Annotated in this window: 16 protein-coding genes and 1 pseudogene; 6 read left to right on the top strand and 11 right to left on the bottom strand. The window is 62.4% G+C overall.

Annotated features, from left to right (window positions below):
- Positions 1 to 45 precede the first annotated feature (45 nt).
- From FB478_RS04960 to FB478_RS21075, 6 genes are all read left to right on the top strand, one after another.
- Positions 46 to 1,653, top strand: a complete 1,608-nt coding sequence (locus tag FB478_RS04960) for an APC family permease (protein ID WP_235009453.1) — start codon at positions 46 to 48, stop codon at positions 1,651 to 1,653.
- Between the two features lie 217 nt (positions 1,654 to 1,870).
- On the top strand, positions 1,871 to 3,223 hold the full coding sequence (locus tag FB478_RS04965; RefSeq protein ID WP_082581630.1) for an aspartate aminotransferase family protein: 1,353 nt from the start codon (positions 1,871 to 1,873) through the stop codon (positions 3,221 to 3,223).
- A 153-nt stretch (positions 3,224 to 3,376) separates the two neighbouring features.
- Positions 3,377 to 4,492 carry a Zn-dependent alcohol dehydrogenase gene (locus FB478_RS04970; protein ID WP_235009452.1) on the top strand — a complete coding sequence of 372 codons (1,116 nt, stop codon included), beginning with the start codon at positions 3,377 to 3,379 and terminating at the stop codon, positions 4,490 to 4,492.
- Positions 4,493 to 4,697: 205 nt separating this feature from the next.
- Positions 4,698 to 6,194 (top strand): aldehyde dehydrogenase, encoded by a 1,497-nt coding sequence (locus tag FB478_RS04975; protein WP_056387826.1) that lies wholly within the window; start codon positions 4,698 to 4,700, stop codon positions 6,192 to 6,194.
- 154 nt (positions 6,195 to 6,348) lie between these two features.
- Positions 6,349 to 7,620 (top strand): M20 family metallopeptidase, encoded by a 1,272-nt coding sequence (locus tag FB478_RS04980; RefSeq protein WP_056387828.1) that lies wholly within the window; start codon positions 6,349 to 6,351, stop codon positions 7,618 to 7,620.
- A gap of 242 nt (positions 7,621 to 7,862) precedes the next feature.
- A complete protein-coding gene (locus FB478_RS21075; RefSeq protein WP_186447727.1) occupies positions 7,863 to 8,600 on the top strand; it encodes a hypothetical protein in 738 nt (245 codons plus the stop codon).
- Between the two features lie 210 nt (positions 8,601 to 8,810).
- Here the strand turns inward: FB478_RS21075 and FB478_RS04990 are convergent.
- The 11 genes and pseudogenes from FB478_RS04990 to rpsP all read right to left on the bottom strand — a co-directional run.
- Positions 8,811 to 9,494 (bottom strand): annotated as a pseudogene (locus tag FB478_RS04990) (magnesium chelatase domain-containing protein); the annotation flags it as partial.
- Entirely contained in the window at positions 9,494 to 9,850 is a 357-nt protein-coding gene (locus FB478_RS04995) for a YraN family protein (protein ID WP_018768278.1), read from the bottom strand. The gene FB478_RS04995 and the pseudogene FB478_RS04990, both read right to left, overlap by 1 nt.
- Positions 9,851 to 9,958: 108 nt before the next feature.
- The gene (locus FB478_RS05000) at positions 9,959 to 10,285 is read right to left on the bottom strand and encodes a DUF2469 domain-containing protein (protein WP_056335405.1); all 327 of its coding nucleotides are present in this window, start codon (positions 10,283 to 10,285) and stop codon (positions 9,959 to 9,961) included.
- Between the two features lie 48 nt (positions 10,286 to 10,333).
- Positions 10,334 to 11,089: a ribonuclease HII gene (locus FB478_RS05005; protein ID WP_056388162.1), complete on the bottom strand. Its 756-nt coding sequence runs from the start codon at positions 11,087 to 11,089 to the stop codon at positions 10,334 to 10,336.
- A gap of 50 nt (positions 11,090 to 11,139) precedes the next feature.
- Positions 11,140 to 11,970, bottom strand: coding sequence for a signal peptidase I (gene lepB, locus FB478_RS05010; RefSeq protein ID WP_144599837.1), 831 nt, complete (start codon positions 11,968 to 11,970; stop codon positions 11,140 to 11,142).
- On the bottom strand, positions 11,971 to 12,648 hold the full coding sequence (gene lepB / locus FB478_RS05015; protein ID WP_144599838.1) for a signal peptidase I: 678 nt from the start codon (positions 12,646 to 12,648) through the stop codon (positions 11,971 to 11,973). It lies immediately after the preceding gene.
- Between the two features lie 88 nt (positions 12,649 to 12,736).
- The gene (rplS, locus tag FB478_RS05020; RefSeq protein WP_018768283.1) at positions 12,737 to 13,096 is read right to left on the bottom strand and encodes a 50S ribosomal protein L19; all 360 of its coding nucleotides are present in this window, start codon (positions 13,094 to 13,096) and stop codon (positions 12,737 to 12,739) included.
- 235 nt (positions 13,097 to 13,331) lie between these two features.
- On the bottom strand, positions 13,332 to 14,144 hold the full coding sequence (gene trmD / locus FB478_RS05025; RefSeq protein WP_018768284.1) for a tRNA (guanosine(37)-N1)-methyltransferase TrmD: 813 nt from the start codon (positions 14,142 to 14,144) through the stop codon (positions 13,332 to 13,334).
- Positions 14,145 to 14,690 carry a ribosome maturation factor RimM gene (gene rimM, locus FB478_RS05030; RefSeq protein WP_186447728.1) on the bottom strand — a complete coding sequence of 182 codons (546 nt, stop codon included), beginning with the start codon at positions 14,688 to 14,690 and terminating at the stop codon, positions 14,145 to 14,147.
- A gap of 118 nt (positions 14,691 to 14,808) precedes the next feature.
- Positions 14,809 to 15,051, bottom strand: a complete 243-nt coding sequence (locus FB478_RS05035; protein WP_013601399.1) for an RNA-binding protein — start codon at positions 15,049 to 15,051, stop codon at positions 14,809 to 14,811.
- Position 15,052: 1 nt separating this feature from the next.
- Positions 15,053 to 15,475: a 30S ribosomal protein S16 gene (gene rpsP / locus FB478_RS05040; RefSeq protein WP_018768286.1), complete on the bottom strand. Its 423-nt coding sequence runs from the start codon at positions 15,473 to 15,475 to the stop codon at positions 15,053 to 15,055.
- Between the last annotated feature and the right edge of the window lie 109 nt (positions 15,476 to 15,584).

Here is a 15,584-nt window from a genome sequence, read left to right on the forward strand (position 1 = left end):
CACCGCAAACCCTGGGGTAACTCCTACGCTGTAATCCAATTCACAGTGACGTTCGGCAAGGGGGCCGGCCCCACTTGTGGGTTCCGCGATGCCGTTCAATTCCGCCTTGTCGAAGGCATCGCGATGACACTCAGCTTCTACGTCCAGGAGGGACGAATGGCAATTAAAGATGTTAAATTTGAGCCGGTGGATGCGGGACCGAACAGCATATTGAGCCCGGACCGATTGCTCAGCAGGGGCCTTGGAGTCCGGTCGATCGTGTTCATGGTTGTGGCGGGAGCTGCGCCCATGACAGCTGTCGTGGCTGGTTGGCCTGTTGTCGTTTCTGCATCGGGAAGCACGGGCGGTCCGCTGTTCTTCCTTATCGCGACCGCTATTCTGTTTCTGTTTGCCGTTGGCTTTACGAGGATGACGCCCTTTGTAAAAAATGCTGGAGCGTTCTATTCCTACATCCAAACGGGGCTGGGCCGGGGTGTTGGCATGGGGGCTGCCACTTTTGCGCTCGGAACATACTTGCTGCTGTTTCTTGCGTTGTGTTCATACCTGGGATCAGCGGCCCAGACCACGGTTCACGATCTGGGCGGTCCGGATCTTCCCTGGTGGCTGTGCAGTCTGGTGCTGATGGCAACCTGCGGTGCTCTTGCTTACCGGGACGTCGAGCTCTCCGCCAAGGTGCTGGGCGTGGTCCTGGTCATCGAAACAGTCGTTCTGCTGGCAGTAAACATCGGGGTGATTGTCCACGGCGGCGCGGAAGGTTTGAGTGGTGACTCGCTGTCCCCCGCGCGTTTGGGCGAAGGTGTCCCGCCTCTGGGCGTCATGTTTGCCTTCTTCTCGTTCATCGGTTTTGAGGCCACCGCCGTCTTCCGGAACGAAGCACGTGACCCCGATCGCACTATCCCTCGGGCAACCTACATCGCCGTTATCGGCGTCGGCATTTTCTACACTTTCACTGCCTGGGCCTTGCAGGCGGGAGTCGGAAGCAGCCAGATCGTCGAAGCCGCGACGAATGATCCCACCAGCATTGTGGTAGGGCTCGCGGGACAGTACGTGTCCCCGCTCCTTGCCACCCTGCTCCAGGTTTTCCTCATCACCAGCCTTTTCGCCTGTATCCTCACCTTCCAGAACGTACTGACCCGGTACCTCTTTACCCTTGGTACTCAAGGTGTTCTTCCGTCTGGACTTGGTGCAATCCACCCACGTCACCACGCTCCGTCCAGGGCAGCCTTGATCGTCTCGGTAGTTGCGATAGCACTGCTTGGTGTCGAGGCGATCATCGGGCTCGACCCGGTAACGCAGGCCTACACCTGGTTCTCAGGCTCGGCCACATTGGGCATCGTTGTTCTGATGGCTCTCACGTCACTCGCGGTGATCGTGTTCTTCCGGAGGAATGCACACAACAAGAAGGTCTGGGGCACGTTGCTGGCCCCCGCGCTTGCCCTTCTCGGACTCGGGGGAATTGTCTTTCTGGTCCTTCAGAACTTCGGGCTTCTCGTCGGCGGCGACTTGGCGGCGGGAATACTGTTGGCGCTCATGGCCGCACTCTTCCTGGGAGGCGTGACTACCGCGCTGGTTATGCGATCCAAGCGGCCGGCGACGTATGCCGCACTGATTCCGGCAAGTTCCAGCAGCGAGGAAAGATCTACAGCGAGCTAAGAAAAGAAGATCTATCTCCGTAGCTTCCGTCGCACAGGTCTTCTTGGGGCGATCGTAACGGTGTCCGGTCGCGCAAAGCGCGGCCGGACACTCGCGCCCATGGACAAAAGGATCTTCCAGAGATTTCTCTACCCGTCACTGCATTTAGTGAGCTGCTAGAGCAGCTGCCGATATTTAGGAGCTTCCCATTTCCGACAGCGCACTGTTAAAGCAAATCATCGACAGGAAGTACCCGACAGTTGCCTACGGCGAAGGCGTCTTCCTGTATGACACGGAAGGGCGCCAGTATCTGGATGGTTCAAGCGGCGCCATGACCGCCAGCATTGGCCACGGTGTGGAGGAGATTGCTGAGGCGGTGAAAGAACAGTGCCGCCGCGTGGCTTTTACGTATAGAACCCAGTTCACCAACCTGCCCGCTGAAGAACTTGCCCGCCGGCTCACCGACATTGCTCCCGGGGACCTCGATATGGCTTTTTTCGTCAATAGCGGGTCAGAAGCATCCGAATACGCCATCCGCACCGCAGTGAGCTACTGGCGCGAAAGGGGGCTCCCAGGCAAAGTCAAAATCCTTGGCAGGACCATCAGCTATCACGGCATGACAATGGGCGCCCTGTCGATGTCCGGGCATGCAGCACGTCGCCCCGACTACGGATCCTTGCTGCATGCGTTCTCCTTCGCCCCGCCGGCCTACGCATACCGCTTCGCCCTGCCAGGCGAGAGCGAGGAAGCGTACGCTGCGCGGGCTGCGAAAGCCTTCGAAGATGCCATTCAGAAGGAGGACCCCGGCACAGTCGCGGCAGTCATCGTCGAACCAATCGTAGGAGCCGCCGGCGGAGTCCTCACACCTCCAGCGGGCTACTTCGCCCGGCTTCGGGAAATCTGTGATCGGCTGGACGTGCTGATGATCATCGATGAGGTCATTACCGGAATGGGGCGCACGGGCGACTGGTTCGCGAGTTCCTACGAGGACGTCGTGCCGGACCTTCTTCTTATCGGCAAAGGAATGAGTGCCGGTTACTCCCCTGTTGCTGCCGTCTTGCTGCGGAGCCACATCGTTGAGTCGTTCAGAGAGGGCAGCGGCGTCGCGCCGTTCGGCCACACCTTCTCGGGGAACCCCCTGGGGGCAGCAACCTGCCTGGCGGTCCTGGACTTTATGGAACGCGAGGATATCCTAGCGAACGTCCGGCAACGGGGGAAGCAGCTCGAGGAGGGTCTGCTCTCCCTGGCAACAAGGTACCGCTGCATGGCAGATGTCCGTGGGCGGGGCCTGCTCTGGGGCTTCGAGTTCGTTATGGACCAGGAAAGCAAGCAGGCACCCGATCCTGCGCTGGGAGCGGCCAACGCATTCGTGCAGGAATGCCTGGCCCAAGGGCTCATTGTCTATCCGGCCGGTATCGCCCCGCTGAACAACGCCGTGATCCTGTCCCCGCCCTTGGTGATCACCGAAGAGGAGACACGCGTACTGCTGGCGAAGCTGGAGAAAGCCCTCCGCGCCATGGAACGCCACGTTAAGCGCTGGGCAACCGTGGGTGACGACCGGCATGGATCCCGAGTTGGAACCGGAAGCTGACTCTCATCCCGGCCGTTCCACAGTGGAGCCGGAGGTCAGGTTGCACATAGTGGTCGTAAAGGCTGTTCCCTCCACACACTTTTGAAACTCGACCAGGGCTGAAGATGGTCGAAGCGACCCATCTGCCAGCACCTCAACCATCAAGGAAGCCAAGTGACTACACCGATTCTTGCCGCCGTGCTGGAAAAGCCCGGAGCCCCTCTTCAGATCCGCGAACTGCTGCTTGACGATCCGGAGGACAATGAGGTTCTCATCCGGACTGAGCGAGTGGGCCTTTGCCACAGCGATCTGCACTATATAAAGGGGTCGCTGGATATCTCCCTGCCGGTAGTCCTCGGGCATGAAGTCGCAGGCATTGTCGAGCGCGTCGGTTCTGCGGTCACAAGAATTAAGACCGGTGACCGGGTCGTGGCAACGGTCACCCCCTCCTGTGGGGCATGCCGCAACTGCATAAGCGGGCGCCCGACCCAGTGCGAACGGGTCGACTCGATGCGTGAGCGGCATCGACCCAGGCTGCTCGCACCTGATGGATCAAGCGTTGAGTCGCTCGGCGGTATCGGCGCATTTGCAGAAGCCTTCCTTGTGAAGGAGGCATCCGTTGCAGTGGTCGGCTCGTATCTGCCTCCCCAGGTGGCGTGTCTTCTCGGTTGCTGCATTAGTACAGGAGTAGGCGCGGTTATTCACGGCGCAAAGGTAGGGCCAGAGGATACTGTTGCCGTAATCGGTTGCGGCGGTGTCGGCATAGCAGCCATTCAAGGTGCCAGGTTGGCTGGGGCACGACGAATCATTGCCATTGACGCCGTGCCGGCGAAGCTGGAGCTCGCCCGCAACTTCGGTGCCACGGACACTGTTGTCTCATCACCCGACCCGACAGAAACACTCATCCAGGTCCGATCACTACTTCCCCAAGGTGTCAGCCATGCAATCGAGGCCGTGGGCCGCAGCCAGACAGCGGAACTCGCCTTTTCGCTCCTGAGCCCGAACGGAACCGCCACCATCCTCGGTCTCATGCCCACAGGGTCCGAACTGCGTATCCCCGCAGATGCACTCGTCTACGGCGACCGACACCTGCAAGGCGCCTACATGGGCGCGAACAGGTTCCTCAGCGACGTCGACATGTTCACGGACCACTACCTGAACAACCGACTGGATCTCGATGCAATGGTCACCAAGGAACTGCCCTTCGAACGTATCAACGAGGGATTCGAAGCGATGGCAGAAGCCTCGACGATCCGAGTTGTGCTGAACATGACCGACAGGCAATCGTGATCCGGGCAACCTGAAGACCATTCAACAGCTGACTATTACGCCGATCATGATCTGATTTTCCGCCACGGCCAGCGTCGGAACGAAAGCTGCGCAACATGGCGCTGCAAATCCTCCCGAACATAAACGGTCAACGTCAAGGCTCAGCCCCTGCCGTCGCTGGTCCCGGACGACAAAGACAACAACGAAAACCAGAGGAGCACCTTGAATGACTGCTGAAGGACTAACACAACTGACCGCTATCACCCCCGACCTTGTCGAGCAACGCTCCTTTGTCGATGGCGCATGGCTGCAGCTCGACGAAAACGGCCGCTACCTTACCAACCCAAATACGGGCGAACCTCGGCAGCCGATGCGAAAGACCGGAAAGGCTGACGTCGAGTGCGCACTCGCCGCAGCGGCGACACTGCACGAGTCCGGGACGCTTGAAGACATCAAACTCCGGGACCGTCTTAAGCTCCTGACGAAGGTAGCCGCATCTCTCGATGCTCAGAGCGAAGAAATCGCGCTGCAGGACAGCATCAACACGGGAGTCCCTATCCGGACCACTCGCCTGATTGCCGGTGCACTCGGGGACAGAGTCCGGGGTACTATCGCTGAAGCGGAGCAGCTTGGCGAGTCGGAGACCCTGGACGGCGGTGACCGGTCTGTGGTCATCCTGCGCAAGCCCCTCGGCCCGGCCCTCATCGTTGGCCCCTGGAATGCTCCAACCTTCACCGTGGTAGGCAAGGTGGCGGCAGCAATGGCGGCTGGCTGCCCGGTCATCCTCAAACCCTCCGAGAACGCCCCCGGAGGTTGCCAGCTCTTCGCCGAATCGATCGTCGCCGCCATGACCGAACTCGATTACCCGAGCGCCGCGTTTCAACTGGTTCATGGGAATTCGGAGACAGGATCACTGCTGACTTCGGATCCCCGCATCGAGGCTCTTTCGTTTACCGGCGGCGATTCGGCAGGCCGCACAGTCGCGCAGGCTGCAGCGTCCAATCTCGCTGTCATGCAGATGGAGCTCGGATCCAACAATCCCGTGATCATTCTGGATGATGCCGATGTCAGCTCAGCGGCACAGTCCATTGTGCAGGGCATGACCCGTCTCAATGGCCAGTGGTGCGAGGCGCCCGGCAAGGTACTGGTTGACGGGTCGATTCACGACCGTTTCGTTGAAGCTATGAAGTTCGAACTCAGTAAGCTTCGGGTAGGAAATGCCTTGGATGAGACAACGCAAGTGGGTCCCCTGGCGTTTGAGCGGCAGCGTGATGGTTTGAAAGCCGCAGTGAATCGACTCCTCGAACTGGGGGGAACGCTGGTCACTGGCGGCGACCTACCGGATCTAGACGGCTGGTTCCTGGCACCGGGGATGATTGTCGGATGTCCCGCCGGAGCCGCCACGGAAGAACTCTTCGGGCCGCTGGTCACGGTACATTCCGTGCATTCCGTTGAAGAGGCGCTTAGCCATGCAAACGGACCGGCAACCGGTCTTGATGCCTACGTATTCGGTGGCGACGAAACACGGGCCATCGACGTTGCATCCCGTATCCGTGCCGGGGAGGTCCGCATCAACGGCACGTTCATGAGCGACCTGGCCGGCAATTCGCGCCAGAGTTTCTGGGGTACCAGCGGTATCGGAGGCCACGGTCCCCAGTACGGCGTACGCTTCTTCACCGGCGACCGCGTGGTTGGCGTGGACAGGACGGATTTCCCGCTCTAGGGGCCATATCCGACCCCAAAAGCGTAGGCGAGGCTGCACTGGGCCTGGGACAAAGATTCCGGGAACGTGACGCGTGGCTCAGACGGGGGCTCCGCGTCCTCTCGGGAAAGCAGCAGGCCAAGGCCTTGGCAACATGAGACGAGAAAGTCCTTCAATGACAGATACTTCAACGACAGATACGGTGCGGCTTTCAACGCTGAGCTTCCTTGAGGGCGCCGCAGCGGCGATCCCGGCCTTTGAAACCGACCTGGTCGATTTCCGTAGGGAAATGCACGCCGATCCTGAAGTCGGCCTGTATCTGCCCCGCAGCCAAGCCCGGGTCCTTGAGGCACTCAAGGGACTCGATCTCGAAATAAGCCTGGGAAAAGCAGCCTCGTCCGTGGTAGCGGTACTACGTGGCGGGGCCACCCAGGCCCCCGTCGGGAGCCGCCCCACTGTACTACTCAGAGGCGACATGGACGCCCTTCCTCTGGCTGAAAAGACGGGGATATCCTTTGCCTCGACCAATGGAGCGATGCATGCCTGCGGCCATGACCTGCATACAGCGGGCCTGATTGGTGCCGCCCGCCTGCTCTCGTCCGTACGTGACAGCCTGACCGGCGACATCATCTTCATGTTCCAACCGGGGGAGGAAGGACATGACGGGGCCCGCATCATGCTGGAGGAAGGCGTTCTTAACGCAGCCGGGAGGCGGCCGGATGCTGCCTACGCCCTGCATGTCGTTTCGGACATCCCGTCAGGCGTGTTCACGACCCGGGCCGGCTCCTACATGGCAGCCTTCGGAGATCTGTCCGTCAAGGTTATCGGGCGTGGTGGGCACGGTTCGCGCCCCTTCCAAGCTCTGGATCCCATACAGGTAGCTGCTGAAATGCTTGGCGCGCTACAAACGTACATCACCCGGCGATTCAACGTTTTTGATCCCGTGGTACTGTCCGTGGGCCAATTCCATGGCGGTTCCGCCTCTAATGTCATACCTGATTCGGCGGAATTCAGGGCCAGCGTCAGGTCTTTCAGCCCCGGTGTCGAAGCGCGGCTCGCACAGGAGTTGCCGGATCTTATCCGGCAACTGGCGACCGCTCATCAGCTGACAGCCGAGGCAACGTTCACTCCGGTTATGCCGGCCACCGTCAATCACGACAGTGACGCCGAACTCTGGGGCAGGACCGCACGGACGTTCTTCGGAGAGCACCGGTTCGTGCCCAGCCCGTCCCCCAGGACCGGCTCTGACGATTTCTCCCGTGTCCTCGTGGAGGTCCCAGGAGCGTACGGGCACCTCGGAGCTGGGTCTCCAGATATCGACCCCATGGAGTGGGCTCCCATGCACTCGCCCAGGGCAGTGTTTGACGACAGTATCCTCGTCGACCAGACACAATTTATGGCGGGCGTGGCGCTTGGAAAGCTCCAGGAGTTGGAGGTCCTGGGGTAGCGCAGTACCGGTCTCGAAGCCCCGAATGGATGGCAGTTCAACCACTATCAGATTGGCGTACAACCCAACCGGACGTCAGACGATCCGCAAAAAATGCGTCAAGATGGGCTCAAAGTGCTCTTCCTTGACACCCAGCGGCTGAATTCTGAGATCTCAATCTGACACCTAGTGGTGGGCAGCACCGCTGTTCTTGTCGGACCTCCTGGTTAGCGTTAAGCCCGACGACACAATTAGGGGGACACATGTTTGACCGAGACACCGACTACCCAACAGCCGTAGCGAGCTACGACGACGAGGGCGTCAGCGCGGCGATCGACTGGTGCGTCGAACACATGCAGACGGATGACACGCTCTCTGTCTGGACGGCACTACAGTCGAACCTCAGCAACTGCGACGCTTTGGAGCGCCTCGTGCAGCGACACAGCAATGTGTCGCATATCACCGGTCGTGGTGGCGGTACGCCACAAGGTACCGGTCCGGTGCTGATGGCTTGGCCGGACATGGACGACATCGGGAAGCTGGTGCGCTACGGCCACGGGATCCGCGGCATCTGCGTCATCACCTGGAACGCCGACCGAATCCGCTCGTGGGTCACGGCGATGAAACCGGACATTCTTGGCGACGGCTCAGACTGGAAGACTCCCTCCGCCGAACTCGACCCGATCATTATGGAGGCTCTGAGAAGCCTGACGCTTACGGTGAACCACAACAACACGATATCGGCCGGCTTTGAGAAGGATCAGGTCGTCGGCGTACTCCTGGCGCTGCGCGACGCCAGAATCCCGATGGACGCCGACGCCATGCAGGGCTGGGCCCTTGCTCACGGGTGGGCCGGCAAGAATCCGGAGCGGCTGGCGCAGTACGTCCGGGACATCAACGGCGGGAAGCGCCCGCGAGCCCGGCACGTGCTCCGTACGGACTATATCGACTACCTGCGGCAGAAGCTGGCATCGGGTGACGATCCTGACGCTGAGGATTAGGAATCGCAGTCGGGTAGTTTCACTACCCCATCTTCTGGCTCCTCTGCGAGTCCGAAGAGCACGGCGATGTCGCTGAGTCGTCATCCCAGCTTTCGTGCATGACGGGCAGGAGCTCGGAAAGGGCTCTGTCTACCCGAGGAGCACCGCTCCGCATGGTGAGAAATGCCCGTCATTACAGGGAACACATCACATCATTACTTAAGGACATACCCCCGGCGGCCCGGTGAGGAGCAGATGATGGGCGCCCGCCGCCGCCACTTCCAGAGCCCTGCGGGCTTCGCCCTGCCCGGAGACGTCTGCCATGTCGGGACACGGGCCGGGAAGCGCCTGGCCGTCACCGGCGTCATCGGCCTCGTCCGGTTCGAAGTCCAGGGCAAGTTCCTGGGGGTCCGCCCCAAAGTCGAGGGCAAGCCGGGCAAGCGTGCGGTACCCGCGCACCTTGGCTCCGGGGACCAGGGAGGCCTCGGCGAGGTTGGCCTGGGCCACCACGATCTCCGGATACCCGGCCTGCACCGACGCCATGACCGCCGGCAGGATTCCCCGCACCGGCCGCAGCCTCCCGTCGAGCCCCAGCTCGGCGATAAAGACTGTGCGCCCCGTGGGCTTGATGTCGTTCGCTGCCCGGAGGACGGCCATGGTGACGGCGAGATCGAAGCCGGAGCCTCGTTTCGGCAGTGAGGCAGGAATGAGGTTTGCGGTGATCTTCCTTCGGCTGAGCGGGATCCCGGAGTTCTTCGCGGCTGAGCGGATGCGCTCCTTGGCTTCGTTGAGGGAAGCGTCCGGCAGCCCAAGAATGACGAAGGCCGGGAGCGTCTGGCCGATGTCAGCCTCGACTTCCACCATGTAGCCGTTGAGCCCGACGAGGGCGATGGAGTAGGTGCGCCCGAGGGACATTACCCCACCCCCTTGAGGTGTTCGACCACGGGTTCCCCGCCGCCGTCGTCCACGACGGCTATGACGTCCACGCGGCGCAGCGGCATCCGCAGTTCGCGGTCACGGCACCAGGCAGCAGCGAGGCGGTGCAGCCGGGCCAGCTTTTCCGGACCGACGGCTTCAAACGGATGGCCGTAGTCGAGCGAACGGCGGGTTTTGACTTCGGCGATCACCAGCGCATCGCCGTCGAGGGCGACGATATCAATCTCGCCCCCGGCGCACCGCCAGTTGCGCTCCACCACCAGCATGCCCAGCGCTTCAAGATAGCCCACGGCAAGGTCTTCGCCCCGCCGGCCCAACAGGTCTTTGGATTTCATGTGTACCTCCGCAACCAGCCTGGAGGCGAAGGGCCGCGGAAGACAGAAGGCCCCTGCCGTATGTGGACAGGGGCCGGTGTGGAGGGGAAGTCAGGGTCCCGCGGGACCCTAGTTGCCCAGGTCTACATCCTTGGGCAGGGCCAGTTCCTCGTTGCGGGGCAGTTCCTCCACGTTCACGTCCTTGAAGGTCAGGACCCTGACGCTTTTGACGAACCGTGCCGAGCGGTAGACATCCCATACCCAGGCGTCCTGGAGGGTCAGGTCGAAATAGACCTCACCATCGGCGCTGCGGGCCTGGAGGTCCACATGGTTGGCCAGGTAAAAGCGCCGTTCGGTCTCGACAACGTAGCTGAAGAGGCCGACCACGTCGCGGTATTCACGATAGAGCTGAAGCTCCATGTCGGTTTCATAGTTCTCAAGATCCTCAGCACTCATGCTTCCATCTTGCACCATGTCCGGCACGGGTGCCGCGGGTGGCGGGGGTCAGTCTTCGTACGGTTCGTCCCCGTCGGGCACCTCGGCGTCCTGCAGTTCCCCGCCAAGCAGCCGCCAGCTTACCCTGTGGTACGGTGTGGGCCCGGCGGCGCGTAGGACGTTCCGATGGGCTGCCGTGGCATATCCCTTGTTGATGTCCCAGCCGTAATCGGGATATTCGGTGTGCAGTTCCCGCATCATCCGGTCCCGTTCCACCTTGGCAATAACACTTGCGGCCGCGACGCTGAGGCACTGCATGTCCGCCTTGACCTTGGTATGGACCGGCGCTTCACACGCAGCCTCCAGCACGGGCTGGTCGAACAGGGACAGCTGGCCTGCCGGGGAAAGCCAGTTGTGGCTTCCATCAAGCAGCACAGCCTCCGGGATGATGCCGGCGCTGATGATGCTGTTCCACGCGCGGGTTCCCGCCAGCCGAAGGGCAGCGATGATGCCGAGTGAATCTATCTCGCCGGCGGAAGCGTGTCCCACCGCCGATGCGATACTCCACCGGCGCACCAGGGGATCCAGCCGTTCCCGTTCCGCAGGGCTCAGGAGTTTGCTGTCCCGCACGCCTGCAAGCGGCTTCTGGCGTTCCAGGTCAACGACGGCGATTCCCACGCTGACAGGACCGGCGAGGGCACCCCGGCCAACCTCATCCACCCCGGCAAGCAGGCGCACCCCCTGGGCCTTGAAGGTACGCTCGTGCCGCAGCGTGGGCGCCTTGGCTCCGCGTGCTGCCGGTTTTGAGCCGGAGCGCGCCTTCACTGCCGGGGTAGTCTGCACCGCTGGGGACGCCTGCACTGCTGAAGGCACGGTCAGTGGGCCGCCGGGACGCTGCGGAACACGTCCGGGTAGTTGTCCAGGGTCTTGATCCTGTTCAGCGGCCAGGCGATGACCGCGGCCTTGCCTTCGAGGTCCTTGAGATTGATGAATCCGCCGTCAGTCTCCATGTGCGCACGGGAATCGGCAGAGTGGTTCCGGTTGTCACCCATCACCCACACCTTGCCTTCCGGTACGGTGACGTCAAAGTTGCGGATCTGCGGGACTTCCGCGGGATTGATGTAGGTCTCGTCAATCGCGGTCCCGTTAATGGTCAGTTTACCGCCGGCGTCACAGCAGACAACGTGGTCGCCCGGGAGCCCGATGACACGCTTGACCAGGTGCTGTTCGGAGTTGTCGGGCAGGAGGCCGACGAACGTCAGGCCGTCCTGGACCCAGGTGAACGGTCCCTGTGCCTTGGCCGGGGCCGGCGGCAGCCAGCCCTTGGTGTCACGGAATACCACCACGTCGCCACGGCTGAGCGCGAAGGGCTCCGGCACCAGGAGGTTCACGAAGATCCGGTCATCCACGTCGAGGGTGTTCACCATGGATTCCGAGGGAATGAAGAATGCCCGGAACAGGAAGGTCTTGATAAGGAAGGACAGCACCACGGCGATGACCACCACCGTGGCGATTTCCCTGAGCCAGCCGAGCACGGGATTGCCGCCGGACTTGGCGGCCGCTGCCTTCGACGCCGTCCTGTGCCGCCGATGTACGGGGCCGGCGGTTTCCGGGGTGTCGCCGGGTACGGAGGGAACTGGAACGGTGGGCGTTTCTGATGCGCCGTCATGGCGCGGTTCAGGTTTCCGCGCGTGATTCTCGGGCATTTACCGTCCGTTCTGTGTTGTCGGCCCCGCTGCGGGCGGCCGTGCTACTGGAGCAAATCTATCAAGCGGCCAAAGGATCTGGACCGGCCGGCCAATCACCCTGTCCAGCGGAACCAGTCCGCCGCCGGGAGCACCGAGCAGGCTGCGGGAGTCAGCGGACACCGAGCGGTGGTCCCCCATCAGCCAAAGCCTGCCCTCCGGAACCGCGGTGCTGAACTTCTGCGTGCTCGGCGCGTCGCCGGAAAAAATGTAGGGCTCATCCATGGGAGTGCCGTTGACGGTGACCTTGCCGCCGGCGTCACAGCAGGCCACAGTGTCGCCGGGAAGGCCGATGATCCGTTTGACGTAGGTTGTGTCGCTGCCGGTCAGGCCGAGCCACTGCATGGCGGCAGCGGCTGCGTCCGGCAGCGGACCCTTGCCGCTGTTCAACGGTGCAAAGCTGCCACGGCCATCGAAGACGACAACGTCCCCGTGCCGGATGGGTTCGGACTGGAAGTCCGTGCGTGACACCAGGATCCGGTCCCCGCCCTGCAGGAGCGGCTCCATTGAATCCGAGGGGATGAAGTAGACGTCAAGCCACAGGGACCGGACCACTCCGCTGATGGCCACCGCGAGGAGCAGGGCCAGTAAAACAAAACGCCAGCCCATTTTGCGGGGCTGGCGTTTTGTCTGGTGCATGGTCCGTATCCTGGCGCTGGTGCATTGCTCCGGCGCATGCCGGGTACGGCCGCGCTCCAGCCTGGCCGTAAGTCCGGGCAGAACTTACTTACTTGGCGGAGCTGAAGTCGCGCTTTTCCTTGATCTTCGCGGCCTTGCCACGCAGTGCACGCATGTAGTACAGCTTGGCGCGGCGGACGTCACCCTTGGTGACAACCTCGATCTTTTCGATGATCGGGGAGTGCACCGGGAAGGTACGCTCCACGCCGACACCGAAGGAGACCTTGCGAACGGTGAAGGTTTCGCGCACGCCGTCGCCCTGGCGGCCCAGGACGAAGCCCTGGAAGACCTGGACACGGGTGTTCTTGCCTTCGATGATGTTCACGTGCACCTTGAGCGTGTCGCCGGCGCGGAACTCGGGAACATCGTTGCGCAGCGAGGCTGCATCGACGGAATCGAGAATATGCATGATTGCACTCCTGGTGAACGCCACAGGTCATTCACTTTGGGTCACGGCGGGCAAGTCCGGCTGCCGGGAGGCAGGCCGGGTCTCACCGCCGAAGTAAAATAGTCCGGCCGCTTCAAGGGTTGATGGGGCCGGTTGTCCGGCTGTTGGCCGCGCTACCCCCTGTGGCAGGTGCGGACCCAGCAGACACAAGGGTTAATTTTGCCACAGCGGCAGGGTTACGCCAATTCGCCCGGCACTAATCCTGCGGCGCGGCTGCCGCTTCCGGCCGGCGAACCAGCCTGCCATCCACGATGTCATACCCCAGGTTGTGCAATTCGGTGCGGTCGGCACGCGGGAGGCTGCCGGCGTCGAACCCTTCCAGGAGGTCCGGACGCCGCGCCGCCGTGCGGCGGTACTGCTCGTGGCGCCGCCATTGGGCGATCCTGCCGTGGTTGCCGCTCAGGAGCACCGGCGGCACCTCGCGGTCACGCCACATGGAAGGCTTGGTGTAGACCGGATATTCCAGGAGTCCGTCCGAGTGGGATTCCTCCACCAGGGATTCGGGATTGCCCACTACACCGGGCAGCAGGCGGCCAATGGCTTCCACCATGGCCAGGACGGCCACTTCCCCGCCGTTCAGCACATAGTCGCCCAGGCTGACAGGCCGGACCGTGAAGTGTTCCTGCGCCCATTCGATGACCCGTTCATCGATGCCCTCATACCGCCCGCACGCAAACGCCAGGTGCTGTTCCTCGGCCAGTTCATAGGCGAGGGCCTGGGTGAACCGCTCGCCGGCCGGGGATGGGACGATGAGGACCGGCTTGCGCTGCGGATCCGGCCGCTCCTCCGCCACGGCGGCGAGTGCCTGGGCCCAGGGTTCGGGCTTCATGACCATTCCGGCGCCGCCGCCGTACGGGGTGTCGTCGACAGTGCGGTGCTTGTCCGTGGTGAAGCTGCGCAGGTCATGGACGTGCAGGTCCAGGATGCCGTCGTGGCGGGCCTTGCCAATCAGCGAGAGTTCAAGCGGGGCGAGGTATTCAGGGAAGATGCTGACGACGTCGATGCGCATCTAGTCCCTGCTTTCCGGTTCCGGGGCAGCGGCTTCGTCGGTGTTGAGTTCGAAGAGTCCGTCCGGCGGGGTGAGGAGGATGAAGCCTTCCTCGATATTCACTTCAGGCACGATCTGTTCCACGAACGGGATGAGGATTTCCTTGCCGTCCGGGGTGGTGACCATGAGAAGGTCCTGCACGGGCATGGTGTTCAGCGCAGTCACCTTGCCCACAACCTGCGCCCCTACCCGGGCCTCCAGGCCGACAAGCTCGTGCTCGTACCAGCCCTCGTCATCATCCCCGTCCAGTTCTTCGGTTTCGATGAACAGCTTGGCGCCGCGGAGGGTTTCAGCCTGGTTGCGGTCCGCCACCTCCTCAAAACCGAGCAGCAGGATGTCCTTGTTCCAGCGCGCACTCCGCACGGTCAGCCGTCCTGCCACGGCGTCCTCAACGACGAATTCCGTTCCCGGGACAAAGCGGTCCTCCGGCGCGTCCGTCAGCACCTGGACGGTGACTTCCCCGCGAATGCCGTGCGGCTTGCCGATCCGTGCCACCTGAAGCTGCATCTGTTCCTCTGTTCCGGGTTGTGGTGGTTCCGGTGGAAGCACCATGTTGGTCAAAGCACTCCGGCCCCTCCACCTGGCGGTGAAGGGGCCGGAGCAAAAACTGAATGTTGCCGAGCGCTCAGCGGCGGCGGTCGGTATCGACGACGTCGACCCTCACCGGTTCGCCACCGGCCAGTGCTGCCACCACGGTGCGCAATGCGCGGGCGGTGCGGCCCTGGCGGCCAATCACCCGTCCAAGGTCGTCCTGGTGAACGCGCACCTCGAGGGTGTCCCCGCGGCGGTTGCTCTTCGAACTGACCTTGACGTCATCCGGGGAATCGACGATTCCGCGGACCAGGTGTTCCAGCGCTTCTGCCAGCAATCTACTCAGCCTCGGTGGTCTCAGCTTCGGCGTCGGCCGGGGCCTCGGCAGCGTCAGACTTGGATGCCTTCTTGGTGATGGCTTCCGGGATGATGACCGAGCCCTTCTCCGGGGCAACAAAGGCTTCCTTCGCGACCTTGGTCTTGAGGGTGCCTTCCTGGCCCGGCAGGCCCTTGAACTTCTGCCAGTCACCGGTGATCTTCAGGATCGCGGCGACCTGCTCGGACGGCTGGGCGCCGACGGAGAGCCAGTACTGCGCACGCTCGGAGTTGACCTCGATGAACGAGGGCTCTTCGGTGGGGTGGTACTTGCCGATCTCCTCGATGGCGCGGCCGTCACGCTTGGTGCGTGAGTCCGCAACGACGATGCGGTAGTACGGGGCGCGCATCTTGCCGAAGCGCTTAAGGCGAATCTTTACGGCCACTTTTGTGGTCACTCCTGTTTCAGAAAAGGGGTGAACCCGGCTTTCTGCACCCGTGGGGCGGGCCGTACTTGCGGGTTCGAAGGACAGGATCCGGACGCGGAGAGAGGGG

Origin of the sequence: Arthrobacter sp. AG367 (assembly GCF_007828995.1) — a bacterium.
Classification (GTDB): domain Bacteria; phylum Actinomycetota; class Actinomycetes; order Actinomycetales; family Micrococcaceae; genus Arthrobacter.

Coding starts and splice junctions, on each gene's coding strand:
- FB478_RS21075 (WP_186447727.1), top strand. CDS start 7,863: ATGTTTGACCGAGACACCGACTACCCAACAGCCGTAGCGAGCTACGAC.
- FB478_RS04980 (WP_056387828.1), top strand. CDS start 6,349: ATGACAGATACTTCAACGACAGATACGGTGCGGCTTTCAACGCTGAGC.
- lepB (WP_144599838.1), bottom strand. CDS start 12,648: ATGCACCAGACAAAACGCCAGCCCCGCAAAATGGGCTGGCGTTTTGTT.
- lepB (WP_144599837.1), bottom strand. CDS start 11,970: ATGCCCGAGAATCACGCGCGGAAACCTGAACCGCGCCATGACGGCGCA.
- FB478_RS05000 (WP_056335405.1), bottom strand. CDS start 10,285: ATGAGTGCTGAGGATCTTGAGAACTATGAAACCGACATGGAGCTTCAG.
- trmD (WP_018768284.1), bottom strand. CDS start 14,144: ATGCGCATCGACGTCGTCAGCATCTTCCCTGAATACCTCGCCCCGCTT.
- rimM (WP_186447728.1), bottom strand. CDS start 14,690: ATGCAGCTTCAGGTGGCACGGATCGGCAAGCCGCACGGCATTCGCGGG.
- FB478_RS04995 (WP_018768278.1), bottom strand. CDS start 9,850: ATGAAATCCAAAGACCTGTTGGGCCGGCGGGGCGAAGACCTTGCCGTG.
- FB478_RS04975 (WP_056387826.1), top strand. CDS start 4,698: ATGACTGCTGAAGGACTAACACAACTGACCGCTATCACCCCCGACCTT.
- rplS (WP_018768283.1), bottom strand. CDS start 13,096: ATGCATATTCTCGATTCCGTCGATGCAGCCTCGCTGCGCAACGATGTT.